Source organism: Rhizobium sp. 0TCS1.26 (assembly GCF_050455525.1).
In the GTDB taxonomy this organism is placed as follows: domain Bacteria; phylum Pseudomonadota; class Alphaproteobacteria; order Rhizobiales; family Rhizobiaceae; genus Neorhizobium.
In genome coordinates, this window is record NZ_JBCIYV010000001.1 from 872,755 (window position 1) to 897,478 (window position 24,724).

Here is a 24,724-nt window from a genome sequence, read left to right on the forward strand (position 1 = left end):
CATGCGATGGAAAAAACCGAGATCTGATTAGCATATTGCCAGATGCTGTGTAACCGCCCTTCTGAACAATGGCAGCCATGCGATAAAACTGCATCACACCGTCAGATGCCGCCTTGCTTCTGCCGTATCCAGTGTTTCCGCCGGCCCCTCGTGCACAATCTCGCCACGATCCATGATGTAGACGTGGTCGGCAAGCTCGCGGCAGAAGTCCAGATATTGTTCGACCAGAAGAATAGCCATGCCCGTCGAATCACGCAGATACTGTATGGCGCGGCCGATATCCTTGATGATCGATGGCTGGATGCCCTCGGTGGGCTCGTCGAGCACGAGGATCCTGGGTCGGGTCACCATTGCCCGGCCGATGGCGAGTTGCTGTTGCTGACCGCCCGACAGGTCCCCGCCGCGACGCGACAGCATGGAGTTCAACACCGGAAACAGGGAGAAGATGTCGTCGGGGATGAACCGGTCCTTGCGGGCGAGCGGCGCAAAGCCGCTCTCGAGATTTTCCCGGACCGTCAGCAGCGGAAAGATCTCGCGGCCCTGCGGCACATAGCCGATCCCGTGCTTTGCCCGCCGATAGGGCGCGAGCCCGTTCAGGCTCTCGCCGTTGAACGAGACCGTGCCGCCGCTCACCGCATGCTGGCCGGTGATGGCGCGCAGCAGCGAACTCTTGCCAACGCCGTTGCGGCCGAGCACGCATGTGATCTTGCCCATTGGCGCGGCAATCGAGACGCCGCGCAGCGCCTGCGCAGCTCCGTAGTGAAGATTGACGTTGTCGACTGTCAGCATGGTTGGTCTCCGAAATGATAGCTCGGCGCCAGATCGCCCCCCTCTGTCACTTCGTGACATCTCCCCCTCAGGTGGGGAGATTGGGTGGGGATGCCAGCGCCTCCTTCGATCTCCCCCCTTGAGGGGGAGATGCCCGGCAGGGCAGAGGGGGGTGTCACGGGCAAAACATCAATCATCACCGCCCCAGATAGTTCTCGATGACCTTCGGATCGTTCGACACAAAGTCGATCGATCCCTCGGCAAGCACCGAGCCCTCCGCCAGGCAGGTGACCTTGACGCCAAGGTCGCGAATGAAGCCCATGTCGTGCTCGACGACGACCACCGAGCGGGTCTTGGCGATCTCGCGCAAAAGGATGGCGGTCTCGGCCGTCTCAGCGTCGGTCATCCCGGCCACCGGCTCGTCGACCAGCAGCAGCTTCGGCTCCTGGGCGAGCAGCATGCCGATTTCCAGCCACTGCTTCTGGCCGTGGCTGAGATTGGCGGCAAGCTCGTGCCGGCGGTGGCCGAGACGAACGGTTGCGAGGATCTCCTCGATGCGCAGCCGGTCGTCCTCGCTCAGCCGGTAGAACAGCGTGGCAAAGACGCCGCGCTTGCGGTTCAGCGCCAGCTCCAGATTGTCCCAGACCGTATGGCTTTCGAACACCGTCGGCTTCTGGAACTTGCGGCCGATGCCGAGCTGGGCGATGTCGGCTTCGTCCTTGCGGGTGAGGTCGATGGCATCCTCGAAAAGCACCATGCCGCTGTCCGGCCGCGTCTTGCCGGTGATGATGTCCATCATCGTCGTCTTGCCCGCGCCGTTCGGTCCGATGATCGCCCGCAGCTCCCCGGGCTCGACCACGAAGGAAAGCGCGTTGAGCGCCTTGAAGCCGTCGAAGGAGACCGACACGTCCTGCAGGTAGAGCAGGCTTTTCGACCGTGTTTCCGCTACCGTTTTCATCGCTCTACTCCGCTGCCTGAACCTGCTGTGCCGAAGGCGGCGGACCGGCATCCCGGCCCTTCTCCGCCTCGGCGGCGGCGCGCAGGCCTTTGCGCGCGTTCCAGCCGTGCGCGATCGTGCCGACGATGCCCTTCGGCAGGAACAGCGTGACGCCGATGAACAGCGCGCCGAGCGCATAGAGCCAGAATTCCGGGAAGGCGCCGGTGAAGAAGCTCTTGCCGCCGTTGACCAGCACCGCGCCGATGATCGGCCCGACCAGCGTGCCGCGACCGCCGACCGCGGTCCACACGACGACCTCGATGGAATTCGCCGGCGCGAACTCGCCCGGATTGATGATGCCCACCTGCGGCACGAACAGTGCCCCGGCGATGCCGGCAAACATTGCCGAGACGACGAAGGTGAAGAGCTTGATGTTTTCGACCCGGAAGCCGAGGAAGCGCACCCGGCTTTCCGCATCGCGCACGCCGACCAGCACCTTGCCGAACTTCGAGCGGACGATCGCCGATGCGACCACCAGGCAGAGCGACAGCATGACCGCCGACAGCGCAAAAAGCACGGCGCGGGTGCCGTCGGCCTGCACCGAGAAGCCGAGAATGTCCTTGTAGTCCGTGAGGCCGTTATTGCCGCCGAAGCCCATGTCGTTGCGGAAGAAGGCGAGCATCAGCGCATAGGTCATCGCCTGGGTGATGATCGACAGGTAGACGCCGTTCACTCTCGACCGGAAGGCAAACCAGCCGAAGACGAAGGCAAGCAGGCCCGGCACCACCAGCACCATCAGCATGGCAAACCAGAACATGTCCATGCCGTGCCAGAACCACGGCAGTTCCTTCCAGTTGAGGAAGACCATGAAATCCGGCAGCAGTGGATTGCCATAGGTGCCGCGCGAGCCGATCTGGCGCATCAGGTACATGCCCATCGCATAGCCGCCGAGGGCGAAGAAGGCGCCGTGGCCAAGCGACAGGATTCCGCAATAGCCCCAGACGAGATCGAGAGCCAGCGCCAGCAGCGCGTAGCAGAGATACTTCCCCATCAGCGCCATAGCATAGGTCGGAATGTGCAGAGCACTGTCTTGCGGCAGCAGCAGGTTGCAGGCCGGAACGATGACGGCGACGGCGAGCAGGATCGCAACGGCTGCGATGACGCGGCCCTCGAGTGCGCGCAGGAGGAAGCTCGTGATCATGCCTCGACGGCCCTTCCCTTGAGCGCGAACAGGCCGCGCGGTCGCTTCTGGATGAAGAGGATGATGAGGACGAGCACCAGGATCTTACCGAGAACGGCGCCGACCGAGGGCTCGAGGAACTTGTTGAGGACACCAAGCGAAAGCGCCCCGACCAGCGTGCCCCAGAGATTGCCGACGCCGCCGAACACCACGACCATGAAGCTGTCGATGATGTAGCTCTGGCCAAGATTGGGAGAGACGTTGTCGATCTGCGACAGCGCCACACCGGCGATCCCGGCGATCCCCGAGCCGAGCGCGAAGGTGAAGGCATCGACCCAGGGGGTGCGGATGCCCATCGACGAGGCCATCCGGCGGTTCTGCGTGACGGCACGCATCTGCAGGCCGAAGGCCGAGCGCTTCATCAGCACCAGCAGGCCGAAGAAGATCGACAGCGAGAAGACGACGATCCACAGCCGGTTCCAGGTGACCTGCATGCCGCCGAGCGGAAACGAGCCGGACATCCACGACGGATTGCCGACCTCACGATTGGTCGGTCCGAAGATCGAGCGGATGGTCTGCTGCAGGATCAGCGAGATGCCCCAGGTGGCGAGCAGCGTTTCCAGCGGCCGGCCGTAGAGGAAGCGGATGATGCCGCGCTCGATGACGAGACCGACGGCACCGGTGACCAGAAAGGCCACCGGCAGGGCGATCGCCAGCGACCAGTCGAACAGCTGCGGCGCAGAAGTGCGGATGACCTCCTGCACCATGAAGGTCGAGTAGGCGCCGATCATCACCATCTCGCCATGCGCCATGTTGATGATGCCCATGACGCCGAAGGTGATGGCAAGACCGATGGCGGCAAGCAGCAGCACCGACCCGAGCGACACGCCGTACCAGACGTTCTGCGCCATGTCCCAGAAAGCGAGCGTGCCCTCAATCTTGGCGATGGCGGCATCGACATCGGGCTTCAGCGTCGGATCGAGCGTCGAAGAGACGGTCATCAGGATGCTGATTGCGTCGCGACCGCCGATCGTGCCGATGGTCTTGATTGCCGCCTGCTTGTCTTCGACGGAGCGATCGGAAGACAGCACCGAGGCAGCCCGCGCCTCTTCCATGCGCGCCTTGACCTCGCGGTCGGTTTCCTTGGCGAGTGCTGCCTCGACAAGCTCAAGGTTTTCGGCGCTCGGCGAGCGCAGCACCGCATCGGCCGCCTGCAGCCGCACGGCCCGGTCGGGGCTGAGCAGCGTCAGGCCACCCAGCGCCGAGCGCACGACGCGGCGCAGCGAATTGTTGACGCGGATCTTGGTAACCGCGCCCTTCGGCGCCTCGCCCACCGTCTCGCCGCTCAACGGATCGACAAGTGCGAGATTGGCGCCGGCGGGCCGGGTGATGAACACGGCCCCGTCGGACTTGCGGGTATAGAGATCGCCTTCGCCGAACGCTTCCAGCGCCGGCACGACGCGGGCGTCGCCGGACGCGGCCAGTTGCCCGATGAGATCTTCGGCCTGCTTGAAGTCGGCCTTCCCTAGCGCATCGATCAACGCCTTGGGATCGGACTGCGCAGACGATGGCGCGGCAATGGATAGAAGGAGAAAAACGAGTGTGATGAAACGGATAAGCATTCTCTTGTCCCCCGGATGGCGGGCGGCAGTGCCTGAGGAGTACCACCCGCCTGCCGGCGCCTTTTCCTGACGCAACCAGCGTTACGATGAGGCAGGAAAGGCACTACCCCCTCTGGCCTGCCGGCCATCTCCCCCACAAGGGGGGAGAGAAGTCGCGGCACCCGCCTTAGCTCAAGTCCGCCCTGGCACGTCGGCTGGGTTAGGCCCTCCCCCTTGTGGGGAGGGTTGGGAGGGGTATTCGCCCCGACTGAAAATCAGCTGCCCTTGCCGCCGCACTTGCCGGTGGCGACGTTGAAGTTGCCGCACGACATCGGCTTGCGCCAATCGGAGATGAGGTCCTTGGAGTCCGGCAGGTAGTCGGACCATTCGTCACCGACGACGGCCGGCGTCTGCTGGACGATCTCGAACTGGCCGTCGGCCTGGATCTCACCGATCAACACCGGCTTGGTGATGTGGTGGTTCGGCATGACGGTGGACGTGCCGCCCGACAGGTTCGGCACCGAGACCCCGATGATCGAATCGAGCACCTTGTCGGTCTCGACGGTACCGGCCGCTTCGACGGCCTTCACCCAGGCGTTGAAGCCGATATAGGCGGCTTCCATCGGGTCATTGGTGACGCGCTTGTCGTTCTTGGTGAACGTCTTCCATTCCTTGATGAACGAGGCGTTGACCGGGGCATCGACGGACTGGAAGTAGTTCCAGGCGGCGAGATGGCCGACCAGCGGCTTCGTGTCGAGGCCGGCGAGTTCTTCTTCACCGACCGAGAAGGCGACGACCGGGATGTCTTCGGCCTTGATGCCCTGGTTGCCGAGTTCCTTGTAGAACGGCACGTTGGCATCGCCGTTGATGGTCGAGACGACGGCGGTCTTCTTGCCGGCCGAGCCGAACTTCTTGATGTCGGTGACGATGGTCTGCCAGTCGGAATGACCGAACGGCGTGTAGTTGACCATGATGTCCTCTTCCTTGACGCCCTTCGACATCAGGTAGGCCTTGAGGATCTTGTTGGTCGTCTGCGGGTAGACGTAGTCGGTGCCGGCCAGAACCCAGCGCTCCACGCCTTCGTTGTCGGCGAGGTAATCGACCGCCGGGATTGCCTGCTGGTTCGGAGCGGCACCCGTGTAGAAGATGTTGCGCGAGGATTCCTCACCCTCGTACTGGACCGGGTAGAAGAGGATCGAGTTGAGCTCTTCGAAGACCGGCAGGACCGACTTGCGCGACGACGAGGTCCAGCAACCGAAGACGGCGGCGACCTTGTCCTGGGAAATCAGCTGGCGCGCCTTTTCGGCAAACAGTGGCCAGTCGGAGGCCGGATCGACGACGACGGCTTCGAGCTTCTTGCCGAGCACGCCGCCCTTCTTGTTCTGCTCCTCGACGAGCATCAGCATGACGTCCTTCAGCGTCGTCTCGGAAATCGCCATCGTTCCCGAAAGCGAATGCAGAACGCCGATCTTGATGGTGTCGTCGGCGGCAATCGCGCCATGGAATGCCGTCGTCGACATGATGGCAGCGAGCATGGCGCCGCCAAGCTTGGCCTTGAAATTCATCGATCCGTCCCCTCTTCTTGTTCGCCTGCAACGGGCCTCTCAAGCGGGCTTCAAACGTTGCAGGAGGACTATCGGACGCTGCACCGCAAAACCACATACGTCGATTGACGTAGGCGCCGGGGCGAAACGCGAAGAGCCTGTTTGTTGGGCAAGGAACCACCCTCCGGTGGGTGGCCCGGGCGGACCCTCCGGTTGCGGTGCGGGAACCTTTCCACCCGACGCGCACTTGCCCTTCCCGGACGCGCCATCCGCCCGAGGAGCCCCCGCATGATCAACGATCTCTGGTACAAGAATTCCGTCGTCTACTGCCTCTCGGTCGAGAGCTTCATGGATTCCAACGGCGACGGCGTCGGCGACTTTCCCGGTCTGATGCGCCGGCTCGACTACCTGAAGGGCATGGGCGTCGATGCCATCTGGCTGATGCCGTTCCAGGCGTCGCCCGGACTTGACGACGGCTACGACGTGTCGAACTACTACGACATCGATCCGCGTTACGGCACGCTCGGCGACTTCGTCGAATTCACCCATGCCGCCAAGCAGCGCGGCATCCGGGTGATCATCGACCTCGTGGTCAACCACACCTCCGACCAGCATCCGTGGTTTCAGGAGGCGCGCAACGACACGAACTCCCCATACCGCGACTGGTACGTGTGGTCGCAGACCAAGCCCGCCGATGCCGAGAAGGGCATCGTCTTTCCCGGCGTGCAGAAGACCACCTGGACCTATGACGAGGTGGCCAAGCAGTACTTCTTCCACCGCTTCTACGAGTTCCAGCCCGACCTCAACACGGAAAACCCGATGGTGCAGGCCGAGATCCTGAAGATCATGGGCTTCTGGATCCAGCTTGGCGTCTCGGGTTTCCGCATGGATGCGGTGCCCTTCGTGATTGCCGAGAAGGGCGCGGACATCAAGAAGCCCGGCCAGCAGTTCGATCTCCTGCGCTGGTTCCGTGCCTTCCTCCAGTGGCGCAAGGGCGACGCCATCATTCTTGCCGAAGCCAACGTGCCGCCGAAGCAGAACCTCGAATATTTCGGCGAGGACGGCGACCGCATGCACATGATGTTCAACTTCCACGTCAACCAGTCGCTCTTCTACGCGATGGCGAGCGGCGACGGCGCTCCGCTGGTCAAGGCGCTGAACGACACCCGCATGCGCCCGGAGACCGGCCAGTGGGGCAGTTTCCTGCGCAATCACGATGAGCTTGACCTCGGACGGCTGACGGAAAAGCAGCGGGCGCGGGTGTTCCAGGAGTTTGGCCCGGAGAAGGGCATGCAGCTCTATGACCGCGGCATCCGCCGGCGGCTGGCACCGATGCTGGGCGGCGACCGCCGGCGGCTGGAGCTGGCCTACAGCCTGATGTTCTCGATGCCGGCAACGCCGGTGCTGCGCTACGGCGACGAGATCGGCATGGGCGATGACCTGTCGCTGCCCGAGCGCAACTGCGCCCGCACCCCGATGCAGTGGTCCGACGAGCCGCAGGCCGGCTTCAGCAGTGCTGAAAAGACGGTGCTGCCGGTGATCAGCGAGGGACCGTATCGCTTCGAACACGTGAATGTCGCCAGCCAGCGGCGCGATCCGAACTCGTTCCTCAACTGGACGGAGCGGATGATCCGCATGCGCAAGGAAGCGCCGGAGGTCGGCTGGGGCGATTTCACCATGCTCGACACCGGCAACAAGGGTGTCATGGCGATGCGCTTCGACTGGCGCAACAACGCCGTGATGACGCTGCACAACCTCTGCGACCAGCCGCAGGAGATCCTGCTCGATGTCGGCGTCGGCGAACTCGGCCACAGCCTCATCGACATCCTCGACGGCGACAGCAGCCAGGCGGAGGAAGACGGCCGCCACCGGATCCTTCTCGGCCCCTACGGCTATCGATGGTTCCGCGTCGGCGGGCTGGACTATCTGCTGCGCCGCACGGAGGTCTGAGCGGCGCCCACTCTCGGGTCAGTCGGGCGCTTGCTGCGCTCAAAGGCCTCTGCCGGATGAATGTTCGGCAGAGGTTGACCTACACGTTCAGTTCGGCCGGTTGCGGAGCTTTTCCGCCTCGGCGTAGAACTTCTTCTCCCACTCCTTGTGGTTGTCCAGTCCCTCGCGGATGAACGGCGTGAAGATCGCCAGGTGCATCAGCATCCAGTTGACCAGGCGGGCGGGGAAGTTCAGCGGCTTGACGAAATCGACGAACAGCACGACGCGGGTCTGGTCGGTGTGGTTCCAGGCCTCGTGTTCAAAGGCGTCGTCGAAGATCAGCACCTTGCCTTCCTGCCAATGGCAGATCTGGTCCTTGACGCGGATGGCCAGCTTGTCGCCGGCGGCTTCCGGCACGATGAGGCCGAGATGCAGCCGCAGCACGCCGTTATAGGGGCCTCGATGCGCAGGCAGGTGCTTGCCGGGCTCGAAGATCGAGAACATCACGGTCGTCAGGCCCGGGATCTTCTGCATCGCCGTCCACGTATCCGGGCAGGCGGCGATGTTCTGCTCCGACTTCATGCCGAAGCCGAGCAGGAAGAATGTCTTCCAGCCGTTGTCGCTGGAGATCGTCTTCACGTCCGTCGAGATATCCTGAAAAGTCGGAAGCTCGTCCTTGCGCACCAGGATGCGGTCGAGTTCGGCGCGGATCGCCGGCGCCGCCTTCTCGATCTCGGCGGCCCAGGGAAACACGGCGTTGTCGTAGACCGGCGGGTTGCCGAGCTTGGCATGTCTGAAGTTCAGTCGTTCCGCCCACGCGACGATCCCCATGAAGAAGCGGGTGACGCGGCTTGGCCGGTGCATGGGCGCGATGCCCTCGGTTCCGAAGGTCTGTTCGGCGACGGGAACGCCTGGCGATGTTTGAGAGTCCACGGGAGATAACCACACTACAGGAATTGTTGAGGGGAACCGGAGGGAAGCACGACAGGCTTTCCTAGCGGCAGAATGCGGTGCACCTTTGATGACGGGCGCTGAAGGACAGGCGCGATATGCGGCGCATTTGTGACATAGGCAAATGCGGCTTGCAAATCACTGTTGAACGCCTGACAGTGCACAATCAATCATCATGCACAAAAGGACGCCAGCAGCTTATGGCAGCGCGGCAACGCATTATCCCCGTCCGCCGCGAATACAATCGCTGGGTGGCAAACCAGACGCTGGAAGATTATGCGCTGCGGTTCACGGCCAAGAGCGCCCGGCGGTTCTCCTCCAGCCGTATCTCGCAAACGGCGATCGGCGCCATCTCCTTCCTGGCGCTGGAAGCGATCGGCGGGGCGATCACCCTCTCCTATGGCACCACCAACGCCTTCTTCGCCATCCTTGTCGCCGCCTCGGTGATGCTCGTCGTCGGCCTGCCGATCAGCCGCTATGCGATCCGCCACGGCGTCGACATCGATCTCCTCACCCGCGGCGCAAGCTTCGGCTACATCGGCTCGACGATCACCTCGCTCATCTATGCGAGCTTCACCTTCATGCTGTTTGCGATCGAAGCCTCGATCATGACCGGCGCACTCGACCTTGCCTTCGGCATTCCGCCGTGGATCGGCTATGTCATCAGTGCCGCCGTGGTCATCCCGCTGGTCATCTACGGGGTACAGCTGATCTCGCGCTTCCAGCTGATCACCCAGCCTTTCTGGATCATCCTCAACATCCTGCCGTTCATCTTCATCGCCTTCATGGACTGGGAGAAGTTCGACCTCTGGCGCTCCTTCGCCGGCATCGGCCACTCGAATCCCGAGGTCGGCAGCGCTGCACCCTTCGATCTCCTCGAATTCGGCGCCGCCTCGGCCGTCATTCTGGCGCTGATGCCGCAGATCGGCGAGCAGGTCGACTTCCTGCGCTTCCTGCCGGCCGAGGGCCAGCAGAAGTGGCGCCACCGGCTGGCGGTCTTCCTCGCCGGCCCCGGCTGGGTGGTTGTCGGCGTGCCGAAACTGCTGGCCGGCTCGTTTCTGGCGGTACTGACGCTGTCGACCGCCGTTCCCGCCCGCGAAGCCGGCGATCCGGCGCACATGTACCTCGCGGCCTTCGGCTACATGATCCCCAACGAGACGGCGGCACTGCTGCTGATGGCGGCCTTCGTCGTCGTGTCGCAGCTGAAGATCAACGTCATGAACGCCTATGCGGGCTCGCTCGCCTGGTCGAACTTCTTTTCCCGCCTCACCCACAGCCATCCGGGCCGCGTCGTCTGGCTGGTGTTCAACGTGGCGATCGCGCTGCTGCTGATGCAGCTCGGCATCTATCGCCTCCTGGAGGCGACGCTCGGCGTCTTTTCGATCATTGCCATGGCCTGGCTGTGCACGATCTCCGCCGATCTCTTCGTCAACAAGCCGCTTGGCCTGTCGCCGCCGGGCATCGAGTTCAAGCGCGCCCATCTCTACGATCTCAATCCCGTCGGGCTCGGATCGATGTTCGGCGCCGCAGCCATTGCGCTGACCGCTCATTTCGGCGCCTTCGGGCCGCTCGCCGCCTCGCTGGCGACTTATCTGACGCTGTCCGCCTTCATCCTCTCGCCGCTGATCGCCTGGGGCACCAGGGGACGCTTCTACCTCGCCCGCAAGCCGCGTCACGCCTGGAAAAATCTGACGGCGATCACCTGCTCCATCTGCGAGCACCCGTTCGAACCAGAGGACATGGCCTGGTGCCCCGCCTATGCGGCGCCGATCTGTTCGCTCTGCTGCTCGCTCGACAGTCGCTGCCACGACATGTGCAAGCCGAACGCGCAGATGAAGGCGCAGATCGGCAGCGTCGCCCGGTCCTTCCTCTCCGCCGCCGTGGTCGATCGCCTGACGACGCGGCTCGGCCGGTACGCGCTGACCTCGGTCATCTCGGTCTCGCTGATCGGCGCCATCCTGGCGATGATCTCCTACCAGGTCGGCCAGGCGACGCCTGCCAATGCCGAAGTGATCTACGGCACGGTACTGATCGTCTTCTTCGTTTTTGCCATCACCGCCGGCATCGTATCCTGGTTCTATGTGCTGGCGCATGACAGCCGGGTGGTGGCCGAGGAGGAATCCTCGCGGCAGAACACCCTGCTGCTGAAGGAGATCGCCGCCCACAAGAAGACCGACGCGGCGCTGCAGAAGGCGAAGGAGACGGCCGAGGCAGCCAATCGCGCCAAGAGCCGCTATGTCGTCGGACTGAGCCATGAGCTGCGCACGCCGCTCAATGCGGTGATGGGCTATGCCCAGCTGCTGGAACGCGACGAGACGATCCCGGTGCCGCGCCAGCCGGCGATCCGGGTGATCAAGCGGTCCGCCGACCACCTGTCCGGACTGATCGACGGGCTGCTCGACATATCGAAGATCGAGGCCGGCCGCCTGCAGGTCTATTCGAACGAGATCAACATCCAGGACTTTCTCGACCAGGTGGTCGAGATGTTCCGGCCGCAGGCGCAGGCCAAGGGGCTGGAGTTCGTCCATGAACGGGCCCGCAGCCTGCCCCATTACGTGCGCAGCGACGAAAAGCGGCTGCGGCAGATCCTCGTCAACCTCTTGTCAAACGCCATCAAGTTCACCGACGAAGGCGCCGTGCGCTTCGAGGTCGCCTACCGCAGCCAGGTAGCAACCTTCACCGTTGCCGATACCGGCCGCGGCATCGCCGAAAGCGATCTCGGCCGCATCTACGAGCCGTTCCAGCGCGGCGAGGCCGAGAATGTCCGTCCGATGCCGGGGCTCGGGCTCGGCCTCACCATCACAAGGCTGCTGACCAACACGCTGGGCGGCGAAATCTCGGTTACCAGCACCAAGGGTGAAGGCTCGCAGTTCCGCGTGCGTCTGATGCTTTCGGCCGTCGATCGTCCCATCACCATGCCGCCGGCGGAAAAGAAGATCGTCTCCTACACCGGCGCCCGCCGCACCATCGTCGTCGTTGACGACAACGAGGACCACCGCGACCTGATGCGGGAGGTACTGACGCCGCTCGATTTCGTCGTGCTGACGGCAAGCGGCGGGCCGGAATGCCTGACGCTGATCGAAGGCGTCACGCCGGACCTTTTCCTCGTCGACATCCTGATGCCGGGGATGAGCGGCAGCCAGCTTGTCGAGCGGCTTCGCGAGGACGGGCAGACCGCACCGATCCTGATGCTGTCGGCCAATATCGGCGACGGCACCTCGGCGCTCCTCCCCGGCGACGGACACAACGACGCGCTGGCGAAACCGGTCGACATCCGCCAGCTGGCGGACAAGCTCGCCGTCCATCTCGGCCTGAGCTGGATCCACGAGGGCGACGAACCGCCGCCGGTCGCCGAGGCGCCAATCGTCAGTCCCGGACGCGCGCATCTGGAAGATCTCCGTCAGTTCGGCGAAATCGGCTATATCCGCGGCATCGAGGCAAAGCTTGCGGACCTCAGTCGGCTGCCGGGCAATCAGCCCTTCGTCCAAAAGGCAGGTGCCTATGTTCAAGCTTTCGATCTGGCGGGCTACATGACCTTCCTCGATCGGTTCATCGAAGAAAGGGTCGCTGACGATGTCTGACACGGCCATGCCCCGCGATATTGTGCTTCTGGTCGATGACAGCCCGGAAGCGCTGGGCTTCCTCACCGAGGCGCTGGAGAGTTCCGGCTTTTCGGTGCTGATCGCCACGTCCGGCCAGTCGGCTCTCAGCATCGTCGACCGGATTACCCCGGACATGATCCTGATGGACGCCGTGATGCCAGGCATGGACGGCTTTGACACCTGCCAGCGGCTGAAGGCGAACCCGGGGATGGCGCAGGTTCCGGTGATCTTCATGACCGGTCTTACCGAGACGGAGCATGTCGTGCATGCGCTCGGCTCCGGTGGCGTCGATTACCTGACGAAGCCGATCAACATCGACGAGTTGCGGGCCCGAATCCGCGTGCATCTCACCAATGCCCGGTCCGCCCAGAGCGCCCGCGTAGCGCTCGATGCCGCGGGTCGGCATCTTCTGGCGGTGAAGGGCAATGGCAGCCTGCACTGGTCGACACCGCAGGCGACGCGGCTGATCAATTCGGCAACCGGACGGGACGACGGCCTCGACCTTCTGGTGCGGCAGATCGAAGGCTGGATGAACGGCCGCGACCGGCCCGGCTTTTCCCGCGATGCGGCTTTCTCATTCCGGCATGAGGGTGACGGCCTGACCGACGGGCGAAAGCCCGGTCTGCTTGGTAGCCTGCAATGCGCCTATCTCGGCGCCATCGGGCCGGACGAGTATCTGTTCCGCGTCACCGTCGTCGGAGGCAGGGCCGACAATCTCGTGCTGCGCGAGAACTTTCCGCTGACGATGCGCGAATCCGAAGTGCTGATGTGGATCGCCAAGGGTAAGTCCAACAAGGACATCGGCGATATCCTCGGGCTTTCGTCGCGTACCGTGAACAAGCACCTGGAGCAGATCTACGTGAAGCTGGGCGTCGAGAACCGTGCCTCGGCGGCGGTCAAAGCCGCCCGCGTGCTGCACGAAGTCTGATCCCGCTTCAATCGCACCTTCCCGCACAGAAACCTGAACACGAAAAAGGCCCGGACGATGCCGGGCCTTTCCAGATTGATTAGAGACTGAGCGGATTACATGCCCTGCTGGAAGTAGCTGAACTTGCCGTCCGGGCCCTTCTTCCATTCGTACATGACGTAGCCCGGCAGCTTCGGATCGCCCTTTTCGTCGAAGGCGATGTCGCCGAGAACGGTCTTGAACGGGCCCTTTGCCTTCAGCGTTGCGGCTACGGCTTCTGCGTCGTCCGACTTGCCGGTAGCCTTGATGCCTTCGGCGATGACCTGAACGGCAGCGTAGGAATAGAGCGTGTAGGCTTCCGGGTTGAAGCCGGCGGCCTTGAACTTGGCAACCAGGTCCTTGTTTTCCGGACGCAGCGTCGGGTCGGGACCGAAGGTGTTGAGCGTGCCTTCGACGGCGTCGCCGGCGATCGAGGCCAGTTCGTTGGAGACGATGCCGTCACCCGATACGAGCGTTGCCTTGAGGCCCTGGTCCTTCGCCTGGCGGATGATCAGGCCGGCTTCGGTGTGCAGGCCGCCCCAGTAGATGATCGTGACGCCGGCTTCCTTCATCTTGGAGATGAGGGCCGAGAAGTCCTTGTCGCCGACGTTGACGCCTTCGCGGATGACCTGCTTCTTGCCGGCCGCGTTGTAGGCCTTCATCGTTTCTTCGGCGAGACCCTGGCCGTAAGGCGTCTTGTCGTCGATGATGGCGATCTTGGCGTCAGCGAACTTTTCGGCAAGATACTTGCCGGCAACGCCACCCTGCTGGTCGTCACGACCGCAGGTGCGGAAGGTGTTCCACAGGCCACGCTCGGTGAATACCGGGTTGGTTGCAGCCGGGGTGATTTCCAGCATGCCGTTCTCGGCATAGACTTCCTGCGAAGCCGGGATGGAAACGCCCGAGTTGAAGTGGCCGACCACGTACTTCACGCCGTCGGAAGCGAACTTGTTGGCAACCGAGATGCCCTGCTTCGGGTCCGACACGTCGTCGCCGAGAGTGATCTTGATCATCTCGCCGTTGATGCCGCCGGCAGCATTGATGTCGGCAGCAGCCTGTTCGGCACCCTTCTGCAGCTGCGCACCGAAGGCAGCGTTCGGACCGGTCAGCGGGCCGCCGACGCCGATGACGATATCTGCCCACGCGCTGCTGCCGCCGGCCAAGATGGCCGTCAGTGCAACAGCGGAAAGAAGAAGCTTCTTCATAGATTTACTCCCAGTTAAGAGGTGAGGATTCGTCAAGGAAACCAAGCGCAATACCCACCTTTATTGCGTCGGAAAGCTGTTCCACTCGGGGGACCTTTATAGTGGCCCTTCTGTCAATCTGAGGTCAGAAAACCGCAGCTGTCAATCTTTCTTCTTCCACGAGAATGCGGAGGTCGGCTCGTAGAGCCAATAGTAGTTCTGGACCATCTGCCGGGTCCGCCGAAGCCGGAAACCGGCGACCGCAAACACCAGCAGCAGCGCTACGTCGAGGACGTAGTAAGCGGCGCTGATGAACGGCCCCTGGAACAGGGCGTAGTGGAGGAAACGCATCACCACGCCGAGCAGCAGCGCGTAGATGACAACCGTCACCATGCCGTTCCAGCCCTCGGCCGCCGCCCGCCCGGACCGCCACGCGGTCCAGAAGCCGACCAGCAGAACCAGGAAGCGCAGCATGTAGCGCACGCCCGTATCGTCCTCGATAAACAGTCCCTGCATGTCAAATCCCTCCGGCCCGCGCGCTCGACTGGGCGCCGCTCAATGCCGTCCACCTTCCAGATACGCCGCCCGCACTTCCGGGTTCTTCAACAGTTCCCGGCCGGCGCCGCTCATCGTGACCTTGCCGTTGACCATCACATAGGCGCGGTCCGACAGCTTCAGCGCAGCGAATGCGTTCTGCTCGACGAGGAAGACGGTAAGCCCCTCTTCCTTGTTGAGCGTCTTGATTGCCTCGAAGATCCCCTTGACGATCAGCGGCGCAAGACCGAGCGACGGCTCGTCGAGCAGCAGCAGTTTCGGCCGCGCCATCAGCGCCCGGCCGATCGACAGCATCTGCTGCTCGCCGCCCGACAGGGTCCCGCCGCGCTGGCTCTGGCGCTCCTTGAGGCGCGGGAAGAGCGTAAAGATCTTTTCGACGTCCTCGTTGAAGTATTTGAGGTTGTCGAGACCGGCGCCCATCTGCAGGTTCTCGTAGACCGTCATGCGCGGGAAGATCCGCCGGCCCTCCGGCGACTGGGCTATCCGGCGGCGGGCGATCAGGTGCGTCGGCAGGCGGGTGATATCCTCGCCGTCGAACACGATCTCGCCGGTGCGGGCCTGCGGGCTGCCGCAGATGGTCATCATCAGCGTCGACTTGCCGGCGCCGTTGGCACCGATCAGGCTGACGATCTCGCCGCGGTTGACATGGATATCGACACCGGCCAGAGCGCGGATGTTGCCGTAGAACGTTTCCACGCCGCTGACCTTCAGCAGAGGTTCAACGGTCGGGTTCGGATCGGCCATCAAAGCGCGCCCCCATCGAGTTCTTCATGGATGACTTCTTCGACCTCGTCGTCCTCGACGCCGAGATAGGCCGCAATGACCTTCGGATCGTTCTTGACGTGGTCCGGCGTGCCATCGGAGATCTTCTGCCCGTATTCGAGCACCACGACATGGTCGGAGATTTCCATCACCACCGACATGTCGTGCTCGATCAGCAGGATCGAAACGCCCTCGTCGCGGATCGCATGCAGCAGCGTGTTGAGTGCCGCAGACTCGCGCGGATTAAGGCCGGCGGCCGGCTCGTCGAGGCACAGCAGCTCGGGGCCGGTGCACATCGCCCGGGCAATTTCCAGCCGACGCTGAGCGCCGTAGGGAAGGTCGCCTGCCGGATCGTCGGCGCGATCGGTGAGATCGGCCATGTCCAGCCAGTGCTTTGCCCGCTCGATCGACAGATCGACCGCCTTGCGATAGGCCGGCAGGCCGAGCAGACCGAGGATCGTATAGCCGGACGCCTTCATCAGCGCATTGTGCTGGGCGACCAGCAGGTTTTCGAGAACCGTCAGGCCGGAAAACAGCCGGATGTTCTGGAACGTCCGCGCAACGCCGCCCACCTTGTTGATCTCGAAGTCGCGCAGCCGCTCGAGCAGGTAGTGCTTGCCGTCGCTGCGGTTGAGCGTCAGCATGCCCATCGTCGGCTTGTAGAAGCCGGTGATGCAGTTGAACACGGTCGTCTTGCCGGCGCCGTTCGGGCCGATCAGCGCGGTGATCTCGCCGCGCCGGACATCGAAGGAGAAGTCGTTGATGGCCATCAGGCCGCCGAACTTCATCGACAGATGTTCGACCTTGAGGATGACATCCGAGGTTTGCATGGGGGTCACGGGAGACATCAGCCGTGCCCCTCCTTGGTGAAGCTGCCGGAAACCGCTCGTCTTTCCTTCAGGAACGCGGTCGGGGACCGGCTGCCGACGAAGCCGCGCGGCTTGAACAGCATGACGATGATCATCGCCAGACCGAAGAGCAGCATGCGATAGAGTTCAGGGGTGAAATCGGGGCCGAAGACGACCTTCAGGAACGACATCTCGCGCAGGATCTCGGTGCCGCCGACCATCACCACCGCAGCGATGGCAATGCCGGTCAGCGAGCCCATGCCACCCAGGACGACGATGGCCAGGATGACGGCCGACTCAAGGAACACGAAGCTTTCCGGCGAGACGAAGCCCTGGCGGGTGGCGAAGAACGAGCCGGCGAAACCGCCGAACATCGCGCCGGTGGCAAATGCCGTCAGCTTGGTCTTCACCGTATCGATGCCGAGCGAACGGCAGGCGATCTCGTCCTCGCGCAACGCCTCCCAGGCGCGGCCGATCGGCATGCGCCGCAGCTGGATCGTCACGTAGGCGGTCAGCATGCACAGCGCCAGGATGATGTAGAACAGGAAGATCTTGTAGTAGACCGACGAGGCCGACAGGCCCCAGGCCTTGACGAAATTGTTGGCAGCGCCGGTATCGAAGGACCAGATGCCGAAGAACGATGCCTTCGGAATGCCCGAGATACCGAACGTCCCCTTCGTCACGTCCGTCCAGTTGATCAGCACGAGCCGGATGATCTCGCCGAACGCCAGCGTGACGATCGCAAGATAGTCGCCGCGCAGCCTCAGCACCGGAAAGCCCAGCATGATGCCCCAGAGTGCGGCAAAGATGCCCGACAGCGGCAGCAGCACCCAGAAGGACAGGCCGAAATAGTTGGACAGCAGCGCGTAGGAATAGGCGCCGACCGCGTAGAAGGCGACATAGCCGAGATCGAGGAGGCCGGCCAGACCGACGACGATGTTGAGGCCCCAGGCGAGCATCACGTAGATGAGGATCTGGATGCCGAAGTTGTCGACGTATTTCAGCGAGCCCTGCTTGCCGACGATCATCATCGACAGGAACGGGTAGAGCAGCATGAAGATCAGCGCGATCTTCAGGAAATGCGCGTGGAAGAAGCCCTTCTTCTCGGAGATGTCGAGAACCCCGGCCTTCGACTTGGCAAGCTTGCGCCGGTCGATCTGCGGCTTGATGAAGGCCACCGTGACGAAGCGGCTGACGGCGGTGATCGCCACGAAGATCAGCAGCAGCGTCCAGCGCGTCCGCCACACCAGGGCATTGTTGATGTCCTGGTAGGTTTCGATGCCGACATAGAGAAGGAACATGCCGAAGGCGACAGCGCCGGCAAACAGCGCTTCCTTCAGCGCCGTGGCCATCAGGCCAGGAGCGGCTTCGGTCGGTTCAGAGATTTGAATTGCCATGATCTCACACCTTCTCCACTTCCGGACGTCCCAGAATGCCCGTCGGCTTGAAGATCAGCACGAAGGCGAGGATCGCGAAGGTCGCGACATCCTTGTAGGCGATGGAGAAGTAAGCCGACCACAGCGACTCGATGAGACCGATCAGCAGGCCGCCGAGCACGGCGCCGGGCAGCGAGCCGATGCCGCCGAGAACAGCTGCGGTGAACGCCTTGACGCCGGGGATGAAGCCGTCGTTGAACGAAGCGACGCCGTAGTAGACAAGGTACATCGTGCCGGCGACGGCTGCCAGCGCCGCCCCCATGATGAAGGTGATCGAGATCGTCCGGTCGACGTCGACGCCAAGCAATGCCGCCATCTTGCGGTCCTGCTCGGTCGCACGCTGGGCGCGGCCGAGCGGCGTCTTGTTGACGATGTACCAGAAGGCGGTGAGCAGCACGGCCGTGACGAGCACGATGATGATCTGCTTCAGCGATACCGTCACGGCACCGAAGTGATAGACGTCGGTCACCAGCGGCGGGATCGGCTTGTTGCGCGGTCCCTGCGTGACCTGGATGAAGTTCGACAGGACGATCGACATGCCGATCGCGGTGATCAGCGGCGCCAGCCGGAACGAACCGCGCAATGGCCGGTAGGCGATGCGCTCGATCGTCCAGTTCCACAGTCCCGTCATCAGCATGCCAACGAGCAGCATGACGATCAGCAGGACTGCGATTGGCAGACCGGCAAAGAAGGTGGTGAGGATGAGGAAGACGATGAGAGCGGCAAAGCCGCCGAGCATGAAGATATCGCCGTGGGCGAAGTTGATCATGCCGATGATGCCGTAGACCATCGTATAACCGATCGCCACGAGGCCATAGATCGACCCAAGAGTCAGCCCGTTAAGGAGCTGCTGGACGAAGTACTCCATAAACTTTCCCCCGGACGCGGTCTGTCGAGAACCGCCGCGCCTCTTGTATGTGTAGCCCTTACGGGTTCTTTGGTTTTGGCAAATTCATACCGCTTTCAATCGAAATGTGAAGTCAAAAAGACGAAGCGTCCGGGACAACCCCCAACTTCGGCCGGCTTTGTATAAAAGCGTACCAGAAAAGCGAAAAAAGCAGCAGTGGCTGCCGAAAACTGTCGCTGTTGGGCGCTGTGACGGGCGCCTCCACCGCCTGATTTCCAGGCGTTGCAGCTGGAAAGCGCGGCAGCGGCCGCGGCATGCGATCTCCTTGCCTGAAGAAAAGCCCCAGGTTCTGGAAGGCCGCGAGCCCCATTTGGCTACTTACGGGGACGATCGGCATCGGCGGCAAAGCACAATCAACCACTTCGCCGGCCTGGCATCCCCGCAGCCGACGTCGTCGCTACCATGACGGAAACCGACTGGAGACCGCGACAGATGGCCGACACCACGCCGAACCTTGCCCTGCCCTACATCCTTCCCTCGCAAGCGCAGAAGCACGTCACGCACAATGAGGCGCTGCTGCTGCTCGACCGGCTGGTGCAGCTCGTCGTCGAATATGAAGGTGCGGCACCGCCGTCGCTGCCGCAGGAAGGCCAGCGTTTTTCGGTTGCCGGCAGCCCGTCGGGCGCCTGGGCCGGCCGCGCCGGATCGATCGCCATCTGGCAGGACGCGTCCTGGCTGTTTGCCGTGCCGCATACCGGCTATCTCGCCTGGTTCAAGGATGCCGCCGCAATCAAGGTCTTCGCAGGCGGAACATGGCAGCGGCCGGCGCTTCCCGACATCCTGACGCCGCAGCGCCTCGGCATCGGCGCGACACCCGACGACACGAACCGTCTCGCCCTCTCCTCGCCCGCCACGCTTCTCAACAATGCCGGCGCCGGCCACCAGTTGAAGATCAACAAGGCGGCATCCGGCGATACGGCCTCGGTGCTCTTCCAGTCCGGCTGGTCCGGGCGTGCCGAAATGGGGCTCGCCGGCAACGACCTGTTCTCCGTCAAGGTGAGCGGCGATGGCGGCAGCTGGTCAACGGGGCTTTCGCTGGATGGCGCCGGCCGGCCGAGCTTCCCGAACCGGCCGGCCGCCCGCGCCCACCGCGCAAGCGGCAGCTGGACGCCGGCGTCGGGCAGCGAGACCGGCTTTGCGACGCTCGCCTTCGAACAGGGCGGCGTATCGCTCGGCGCGACGCTTGCCGGCACCGGCCAGGCGCTCTCTATCCCCGTGGATGGGTTCTACTTCGTCTCGCTGATGGTGAGCGCCACAGCCTCTTCCGGTCACGCGACGGATCTGCGCCGCAACGGCAGCACGACACTGATGACCCTCTCGGCCCCTGCCGCGGCACCGCTGACAATTTCGGGATGCGGGCTCTACCAGCTGAACGGCGGCGACAGCCTCAGCCTGCTGCACACCGGCACCGCCACGATCGACGAAGGTGCCGGCCGAACCGAGCTTGCGATCGCCCGTCTCTGAAGCATCGGCGGTCACTACGGTCGCGCCGGCAAGCAAAACCGGTAGCCTATGCTTGCCAAGCAATCACTGATGAGCCGCAGCAAAGCGCGCCTGTCTCTCAATACATGGCAAGCCGGCAAGTTTGACCACGGAGATGATTCGGAAAAAACGGTGTTCCCATTTAGTCAATTGTTAAAGCTGCGGCGCTACGGTCAGCTCGTGGTCGTGAGTAGTGTAGAGAGTCCAATGACCGAAATGATACGTCCTCGAGTAAAATATGTCATCGGCCCCGATGGCAGCCCCTTGACCATTGCGGATCTTCCGCCGGCCAATACGCGCCGTTGGGTCATCCGCCGCAAGGCGGAAGTGGTTGCAGCGGTGCGCGGCGGCCTGCTGAGCCTCGAGGAAGCCTGTGAGCGTTATACCCTTACCGTCGAAGAATTCCTCTCCTGGCAGTCGTCGATCAACGATCACGGCCTGGCTGGCCTGCGGACGACGCGTATCCAGCAGTATCGCCACTGAGGAACGTCTGCCGGTCGGCAACCGTATGCGGAGCATCCCTTCGTCATTGATGGCTATGGGATTTTCGGCCTACGCGCCGCTGCCCGGATCCGTGCCGGCCGCACCTGGTGCCGGCAGAAGCCATCCGACGATGAGTGCGGAGGCTGCATAGAACCAGAGGCCCGGCTGTACCATTGCGGAGGCCAGGCCACTGCTCTTGGCCGCGAAGATCGCGATCGCAACCAGCATCACGTCAATCATTGACCACTTCGACAGATGCGGAAGGGCGCGGCCAAGCCGACCGCCGGGCATTTGGCGCCCGGTCTCGCGCCAGGCGATCAGCCCGAGCTTGGCGATCGGGAAGATCACCGAGAACAGCCCGATCAGCACGGCAAGCGGCCACTCCCCCGCCGACCACAGTCCGCCAAGCAATCCTAAGATCGACGGCGTCTCGCTGAAGAAGTACAGACGGTCGAGCCGCATGATCGGCAGCGCCAGCCCGAGCGTCAGCGATATTGCCGCCGCAACGATCAGCAGCCATCGCCGTATCGCCATCACTTCGTCTTACGTCCGGCTGGTTTCGACATTCCATCGTCCTACATCATCGCATGACCTCACAGAAGATTGGATCATCCCATGCAGATTGACGAGCAGGACGGCACGAGCGGCGGCAAGTATCGGGCGGAACTCGCCGGTCACTTCGGCGAGATGACCTACTCGCGGGCATCGCCGCAGCTGATCATCATCGATCACACGCAGGTCGACGACGCGCTGCGCGGCAAGGGCGTCGGCCAGGCTCTCGCCGAACATGCGGTCGGTGCCGCAAGAACCGGCGGCTGGAAGATCATTCCGCTCTGCCCGTTCTTCAAGGCGCAGGTGGAGCGCCATCCGGAATGGCAGGACGTGATCAAGAGCTGAGCCACTACCTCCAGTCAGCCTGTTTCACAAAACGGATCGCAAGCCCCACAGGAAGGCGACCAGAGTTATGGACAGGAAAACGATCTGGAACATCGCCTGGGCTGGCAGCCCGAGAATGTAGTTTTTCGGCAGATCGAATTCCGGGTCGAAGAAAAGAGTATTCGGATACACTATCGCCAGGCTTTGGCTGATCCAGTAGATCGAGGCAAAGCCTGCGGCAGCAATGAGATTGCTGAGGACATCACCACCCGGACGCCATGCAAAGAAAAGCGTCAGCACTCCGAGAAGCGCCGAAAGTGCCGTCGTATGGCCTGCATGATATTTGGCGTGACCTGGCCATGCAGGGTTGAACAGATGGGTCGAGCTGTAATCGGCCAGATGTGCGCCGATTGCGGTGATGATCGCGACAAATGAAAACATCAGGCTGCTGGCGATGGGCATGACTTCTACTCGTTCCATGGTTACCTTGAGTTACCAGTCAGTACCAAGCATCGCGGATTGGCAAGGAGTTACCTTTTTGAAACCGAGTTACGTCGAGTTGATGGTCGAAGGCGACTGCGCCGAAGTCGGGGGCATCCTCTCGCGGGTCGGCGACAAGTGGTCGGTTCTCGTGATTGTCGCTCTCGCGGACCGGCCAATGCAGTTCAACGAGTTGAGACGTCTTGTCGAGGCGGTCTCTGCCAAGGTTCTGTCTTCAACATTGAAGGCCCTCGTGCGCGACGGCTTCATCACAAGGCACGAGATTTCGGCGGTTCCGTCACGGGTCAGCTACGACCTGACGCCTTTGGGTCGCAACCTCCTCGTTGTCGTGAGAGATCTGGCGCTGTGGTCTGTGCGGAATCGGTTCGCGATCCGCGAGGCGCGAAAAAATTACGATGCCTGCCAGACACCGGTGAGACGATTGATCAAAGCGGTCTAACTGAGGCAAATTTCCCGCCCGCGTTGTGGCGACCGGACGTTCATCGTCGCTGAAGGACGAGAACCTGCGCAGGCACATGCAGTCGGGCATCGCGAATTGGCGATCACACCGCATGATATTCGTTCGAAGCCCCGCGCAAAAAAAGACGCGGACGCAAGTCAAGTTGCGGCCGCGTATGATGATCTGTCGGACGGTGGACGATGTTACGCGCGGGCGCGCAGATCTCCGTTACGTTCCTCGAGGGCCGTGGCCTTGGCATGTTCTGCCTGGGCTTCTTCCAGTGCCAGTTCGGCGCTGTCCTGTTGTACCCGCAATTCGCGGATGGACACCTGCAGATTGTCTGCGCGCTGGCGCGCAGCCTTGGCAAAGGTCGGGTAGGCGAAGTGATTCGGATCGGAGATGCCCGACTTCTTTTCTTCCAGCGAGATCTGGTGTTCCAGCTCTTTCGCCATACGTTCAAACTCCGCCATCATGAGCTGCAACTGCTGCAGCTGGCGGCGTTTTTCGTTCACCTGAAATTCTTTCAGGCGCACAAGGCTGTCACGCGTCTTCATACGCAATACTCCCGTGGATAGCGAGACCCCGGCTCCTTAGACACTCTACCCTGAGTCCGAGCTGCAACAGGTCGGACATAAAAATTGCCGCATCGTTAATTATTTGGGCGCTGCGGTAACCTTTCATTTACGGGCATCGTTAAGGATAGGGACGATCATTTAAGGGTCCGTAAATGCCATGGTCGATTTCGGCCGACGACAATGACTTGTCGTATGAATCACTTAGCGAAAAGCCTTCGCAAAAAGATTCAGATTGGCTCTGGCAGATTCCCAAGAAATATCAGGTGACTACCAAGCTTGTTTAACGAAATCCTGCGGCTTGCCAAATCAAGTCAGAGTTTGTTAACCAATTGGTGTCAGCTTCCAAATCAGGCAACGTCTGGATCCGTTTCGCGTAGGGGGCAATCCATACCTTCGCGGCGGTAAAGGGGAAAATTATGCGGGTTCTACTCATCGAAGATGACAGCGCGACTGCCCAGAGCATCGAGCTGATGCTCAAGTCCGAGAGCTTCAACGTCTACACCACGGATCTCGGGGAAGAGGGCGTCGACCTCGGGAAGCTGTACGACTACGACATCATCCTTCTGGATCTCAATCTGCCGGACATGTCCGGGTACGAGGTTCTGCGCACGCTGCGGCTGTCGAAGGTCAAGACGCCAATCCTCATCCTCTCCGGCATGGCCGGCATCGAGGACAAGGTTCGCGGTCTCGGCTTCGGAGCCGACGACTACATGACCAAGCCGTTCCACAAGGACGAACTGGTCGCACGTATCCATGCCATCGTCCGTCGTTCGAAGGGCCATGCCCAGTCGATCATCTCGACAGGCGAACTGATCGTCAATCTCGACGCCAAGACCGTCGAAGTCGGCGGCCAGCGCGTCCATCTGACGGGCAAGGAATACCAGATGCTCGAGCTGCTCTCGCTGCGCAAGGGCACGACGCTCACCAAGGAAATGTTCCTCAACCACCTTTACGGCGGGATGGACGAACCGGAACTGAAGATCATCGACGTCTTCATCTGCAAGCTGCGCAAGAAGCTGGCCAATGCCGCCGGCGGCGCAAACTACATCGAGACGGTGTGGGGCCGCGGCTACGTGCTGCGTGAACCTGACAATCAGGAATACGCCGAAACCGCCTGATCCTCCCCTTCCGTCGCAAACATCCTTCAAAGCCCGGGCGCTGTCGTCCGGGCTTTTGTCGTTGATGGATACCGACCAGACGCTGCGTCCCGCCTTTGAC

23 protein-coding genes are annotated in these 24,724 nt (G+C 62.4%); 8 read left to right on the forward strand and 15 right to left on the reverse strand.

What is annotated here, in order from left to right:
* Positions 1 to 93 precede the first annotated feature (93 nt).
* The 5 genes from urtE to urtA all read right to left on the reverse strand — a co-directional run bounded on the left by urtE (position 94) and on the right by urtA (position 6,051).
* Positions 94 to 789, reverse strand: coding sequence for an urea ABC transporter ATP-binding subunit UrtE (gene urtE / locus AAIH46_RS04285; RefSeq protein ID WP_430304364.1), 696 nt, complete (start codon positions 787 to 789; stop codon positions 94 to 96).
* A 175-nt stretch (positions 790 to 964) separates the two neighbouring features.
* Complete coding sequence (urtD, locus tag AAIH46_RS04290) at positions 965 to 1,726, reverse strand: urea ABC transporter ATP-binding protein UrtD (protein ID WP_430304365.1); 762 nt, start codon at positions 1,724 to 1,726, stop codon at positions 965 to 967.
* Between the two features lie 4 nt (positions 1,727 to 1,730).
* Entirely contained in the window at positions 1,731 to 2,906 is a 1,176-nt protein-coding gene (gene urtC, locus AAIH46_RS04295) for an urea ABC transporter permease subunit UrtC (protein WP_430304366.1), read from the reverse strand.
* Positions 2,903 to 4,507 (reverse strand): urea ABC transporter permease subunit UrtB, encoded by a 1,605-nt coding sequence (gene urtB, locus AAIH46_RS04300; RefSeq protein ID WP_430304368.1) that lies wholly within the window; start codon positions 4,505 to 4,507, stop codon positions 2,903 to 2,905. The genes urtC and urtB overlap by 4 nt, the downstream gene beginning before the upstream one ends.
* A 254-nt stretch (positions 4,508 to 4,761) precedes the next feature.
* Positions 4,762 to 6,051, reverse strand: coding sequence for an urea ABC transporter substrate-binding protein (urtA, locus tag AAIH46_RS04305; RefSeq protein ID WP_430304369.1), 1,290 nt, complete (start codon positions 6,049 to 6,051; stop codon positions 4,762 to 4,764).
* A 267-nt stretch (positions 6,052 to 6,318) separates the two neighbouring features.
* On the opposite strand from urtA, the gene AAIH46_RS04310 reads away from it, so the two are divergent.
* Complete coding sequence (locus AAIH46_RS04310; protein WP_430304370.1) at positions 6,319 to 7,980, forward strand: alpha-amylase family protein; 1,662 nt, start codon at positions 6,319 to 6,321, stop codon at positions 7,978 to 7,980.
* Between the two features lie 87 nt (positions 7,981 to 8,067).
* Here the strand turns inward: AAIH46_RS04310 and AAIH46_RS04315 are convergent, their stop codons facing one another.
* Positions 8,068 to 8,892 (reverse strand): aspartyl/asparaginyl beta-hydroxylase domain-containing protein, encoded by an 825-nt coding sequence (locus AAIH46_RS04315; RefSeq protein ID WP_430304372.1) that lies wholly within the window; start codon positions 8,890 to 8,892, stop codon positions 8,068 to 8,070.
* Between the two features lie 218 nt (positions 8,893 to 9,110).
* On the opposite strand from AAIH46_RS04315, the gene AAIH46_RS04320 reads away from it, so the two are divergent.
* A complete protein-coding gene (locus AAIH46_RS04320; protein ID WP_430304373.1) occupies positions 9,111 to 12,491 on the forward strand; it encodes a hybrid sensor histidine kinase/response regulator in 3,381 nt (1,126 codons plus the stop codon).
* Positions 12,484 to 13,440: a response regulator gene (locus AAIH46_RS04325; protein ID WP_430304374.1), complete on the forward strand. Its 957-nt coding sequence runs from the start codon at positions 12,484 to 12,486 to the stop codon at positions 13,438 to 13,440. Before AAIH46_RS04320 ends, AAIH46_RS04325 begins: the two co-directional genes overlap by 8 nt.
* A 95-nt stretch (positions 13,441 to 13,535) precedes the next feature.
* Here the strand turns inward: AAIH46_RS04325 and AAIH46_RS04330 are convergent, their stop codons facing one another.
* The 6 genes from AAIH46_RS04330 to AAIH46_RS04355 all read right to left on the reverse strand — a co-directional run bounded on the left by AAIH46_RS04330 (position 13,536) and on the right by AAIH46_RS04355 (position 19,111).
* Positions 13,536 to 14,663, reverse strand: coding sequence for a branched-chain amino acid ABC transporter substrate-binding protein (locus AAIH46_RS04330; protein WP_430304375.1), 1,128 nt, complete (start codon positions 14,661 to 14,663; stop codon positions 13,536 to 13,538).
* 141 nt (positions 14,664 to 14,804) lie between these two features.
* On the reverse strand, positions 14,805 to 15,158 hold the full coding sequence (locus AAIH46_RS04335) for a DUF6867 family protein (protein ID WP_430304376.1): 354 nt from the start codon (positions 15,156 to 15,158) through the stop codon (positions 14,805 to 14,807).
* Between the two features lie 39 nt (positions 15,159 to 15,197).
* Positions 15,198 to 15,941 (reverse strand): ABC transporter ATP-binding protein, encoded by a 744-nt coding sequence (locus tag AAIH46_RS04340; protein WP_430304377.1) that lies wholly within the window; start codon positions 15,939 to 15,941, stop codon positions 15,198 to 15,200.
* Positions 15,941 to 16,807 (reverse strand): ABC transporter ATP-binding protein, encoded by an 867-nt coding sequence (locus AAIH46_RS04345; RefSeq protein WP_430304378.1) that lies wholly within the window; start codon positions 16,805 to 16,807, stop codon positions 15,941 to 15,943. Before AAIH46_RS04345 ends, AAIH46_RS04340 begins: the two co-directional genes overlap by 1 nt.
* The gene (gene livM, locus AAIH46_RS04350; protein ID WP_430304379.1) at positions 16,807 to 18,204 is read right to left on the reverse strand and encodes a high-affinity branched-chain amino acid ABC transporter permease LivM; all 1,398 of its coding nucleotides are present in this window, start codon (positions 18,202 to 18,204) and stop codon (positions 16,807 to 16,809) included. The genes AAIH46_RS04345 and livM overlap by 1 nt, the downstream gene beginning before the upstream one ends.
* A 4-nt stretch (positions 18,205 to 18,208) precedes the next feature.
* Positions 18,209 to 19,111: a branched-chain amino acid ABC transporter permease gene (locus AAIH46_RS04355; RefSeq protein WP_430304380.1), complete on the reverse strand. Its 903-nt coding sequence runs from the start codon at positions 19,109 to 19,111 to the stop codon at positions 18,209 to 18,211.
* A 471-nt stretch (positions 19,112 to 19,582) separates the two neighbouring features.
* Here AAIH46_RS04355 and AAIH46_RS04360 point away from each other — a divergent pair, with 471 nt between their 5' ends.
* Entirely contained in the window at positions 19,583 to 20,614 is a 1,032-nt protein-coding gene (locus tag AAIH46_RS04360) for a DUF2793 domain-containing protein (RefSeq protein WP_430304381.1), read from the forward strand.
* Between the two features lie 225 nt (positions 20,615 to 20,839).
* Entirely contained in the window at positions 20,840 to 21,115 is a 276-nt protein-coding gene (locus tag AAIH46_RS04365) for a DUF1153 domain-containing protein (RefSeq protein WP_018327815.1), read from the forward strand.
* Between the two features lie 69 nt (positions 21,116 to 21,184).
* Here the strand turns inward: AAIH46_RS04365 and AAIH46_RS04370 are convergent, their stop codons facing one another.
* Positions 21,185 to 21,649 (reverse strand): paraquat-inducible protein A, encoded by a 465-nt coding sequence (locus AAIH46_RS04370; RefSeq protein ID WP_430304382.1) that lies wholly within the window; start codon positions 21,647 to 21,649, stop codon positions 21,185 to 21,187.
* 81 nt (positions 21,650 to 21,730) lie between these two features.
* Here AAIH46_RS04370 and AAIH46_RS04375 point away from each other — a divergent pair, with 81 nt between their 5' ends.
* Entirely contained in the window at positions 21,731 to 22,012 is a 282-nt protein-coding gene (locus tag AAIH46_RS04375; protein ID WP_430304384.1) for a GNAT family N-acetyltransferase, read from the forward strand.
* Between the two features lie 24 nt (positions 22,013 to 22,036).
* On the opposite strand, the gene AAIH46_RS04380 is transcribed toward AAIH46_RS04375, so the two are convergent.
* Positions 22,037 to 22,453 (reverse strand): DUF6640 family protein, encoded by a 417-nt coding sequence (locus AAIH46_RS04380; RefSeq protein ID WP_430304386.1) that lies wholly within the window; start codon positions 22,451 to 22,453, stop codon positions 22,037 to 22,039.
* Here AAIH46_RS04380 and AAIH46_RS04385 point away from each other — a divergent pair.
* On the forward strand, positions 22,446 to 22,931 hold the full coding sequence (locus AAIH46_RS04385; protein ID WP_430304387.1) for a winged helix-turn-helix transcriptional regulator: 486 nt from the start codon (positions 22,446 to 22,448) through the stop codon (positions 22,929 to 22,931). The genes AAIH46_RS04380 and AAIH46_RS04385 overlap by 8 nt on opposite strands.
* Positions 22,932 to 23,134: 203 nt before the next feature.
* Here the strand turns inward: AAIH46_RS04385 and AAIH46_RS04390 are convergent, their stop codons facing one another.
* On the reverse strand, positions 23,135 to 23,485 hold the full coding sequence (locus tag AAIH46_RS04390; RefSeq protein ID WP_430304388.1) for a flagellar export protein FliJ: 351 nt from the start codon (positions 23,483 to 23,485) through the stop codon (positions 23,135 to 23,137).
* 437 nt (positions 23,486 to 23,922) lie between these two features.
* Between AAIH46_RS04390 and ctrA the strand changes: the two genes are divergently transcribed.
* Complete coding sequence (ctrA, locus tag AAIH46_RS04395; RefSeq protein WP_430304389.1) at positions 23,923 to 24,624, forward strand: response regulator transcription factor CtrA; 702 nt, start codon at positions 23,923 to 23,925, stop codon at positions 24,622 to 24,624.
* Positions 24,625 to 24,724 lie beyond the last annotated feature (100 nt).

Coding starts and splice junctions, on each gene's coding strand:
- AAIH46_RS04375 (WP_430304384.1), top strand. CDS start 21,731: ATGCAGATTGACGAGCAGGACGGCACGAGCGGCGGCAAGTATCGGGCG.
- urtC (WP_430304366.1), bottom strand. CDS start 2,906: ATGATCACGAGCTTCCTCCTGCGCGCACTCGAGGGCCGCGTCATCGCA.
- AAIH46_RS04365 (WP_018327815.1), top strand. CDS start 20,840: ATGACCGAAATGATACGTCCTCGAGTAAAATATGTCATCGGCCCCGAT.
- urtD (WP_430304365.1), bottom strand. CDS start 1,726: ATGAAAACGGTAGCGGAAACACGGTCGAAAAGCCTGCTCTACCTGCAG.
- AAIH46_RS04330 (WP_430304375.1), bottom strand. CDS start 14,663: ATGAAGAAGCTTCTTCTTTCCGCTGTTGCACTGACGGCCATCTTGGCC.
- AAIH46_RS04345 (WP_430304378.1), bottom strand. CDS start 16,807: ATGTCTCCCGTGACCCCCATGCAAACCTCGGATGTCATCCTCAAGGTC.
- AAIH46_RS04335 (WP_430304376.1), bottom strand. CDS start 15,158: ATGCAGGGACTGTTTATCGAGGACGATACGGGCGTGCGCTACATGCTG.
- AAIH46_RS04340 (WP_430304377.1), bottom strand. CDS start 15,941: ATGGCCGATCCGAACCCGACCGTTGAACCTCTGCTGAAGGTCAGCGGC.
- AAIH46_RS04325 (WP_430304374.1), top strand. CDS start 12,484: ATGTCTGACACGGCCATGCCCCGCGATATTGTGCTTCTGGTCGATGAC.
- urtB (WP_430304368.1), bottom strand. CDS start 4,507: ATGCTTATCCGTTTCATCACACTCGTTTTTCTCCTTCTATCCATTGCC.
- urtA (WP_430304369.1), bottom strand. CDS start 6,051: ATGAATTTCAAGGCCAAGCTTGGCGGCGCCATGCTCGCTGCCATCATG.
- AAIH46_RS04390 (WP_430304388.1), bottom strand. CDS start 23,485: ATGAAGACGCGTGACAGCCTTGTGCGCCTGAAAGAATTTCAGGTGAAC.
- livM (WP_430304379.1), bottom strand. CDS start 18,204: ATGGCAATTCAAATCTCTGAACCGACCGAAGCCGCTCCTGGCCTGATG.
- AAIH46_RS04355 (WP_430304380.1), bottom strand. CDS start 19,111: ATGGAGTACTTCGTCCAGCAGCTCCTTAACGGGCTGACTCTTGGGTCG.
- AAIH46_RS04370 (WP_430304382.1), bottom strand. CDS start 21,649: ATGGCGATACGGCGATGGCTGCTGATCGTTGCGGCGGCAATATCGCTG.
- AAIH46_RS04310 (WP_430304370.1), top strand. CDS start 6,319: ATGATCAACGATCTCTGGTACAAGAATTCCGTCGTCTACTGCCTCTCG.
- urtE (WP_430304364.1), bottom strand. CDS start 789: ATGCTGACAGTCGACAACGTCAATCTTCACTACGGAGCTGCGCAGGCG.
- AAIH46_RS04385 (WP_430304387.1), top strand. CDS start 22,446: ATGGGCATGACTTCTACTCGTTCCATGGTTACCTTGAGTTACCAGTCA.
- ctrA (WP_430304389.1), top strand. CDS start 23,923: ATGCGGGTTCTACTCATCGAAGATGACAGCGCGACTGCCCAGAGCATC.
- AAIH46_RS04360 (WP_430304381.1), top strand. CDS start 19,583: ATGGCCGACACCACGCCGAACCTTGCCCTGCCCTACATCCTTCCCTCG.
- AAIH46_RS04320 (WP_430304373.1), top strand. CDS start 9,111: ATGGCAGCGCGGCAACGCATTATCCCCGTCCGCCGCGAATACAATCGC.
- AAIH46_RS04380 (WP_430304386.1), bottom strand. CDS start 22,453: ATGCCCATCGCCAGCAGCCTGATGTTTTCATTTGTCGCGATCATCACC.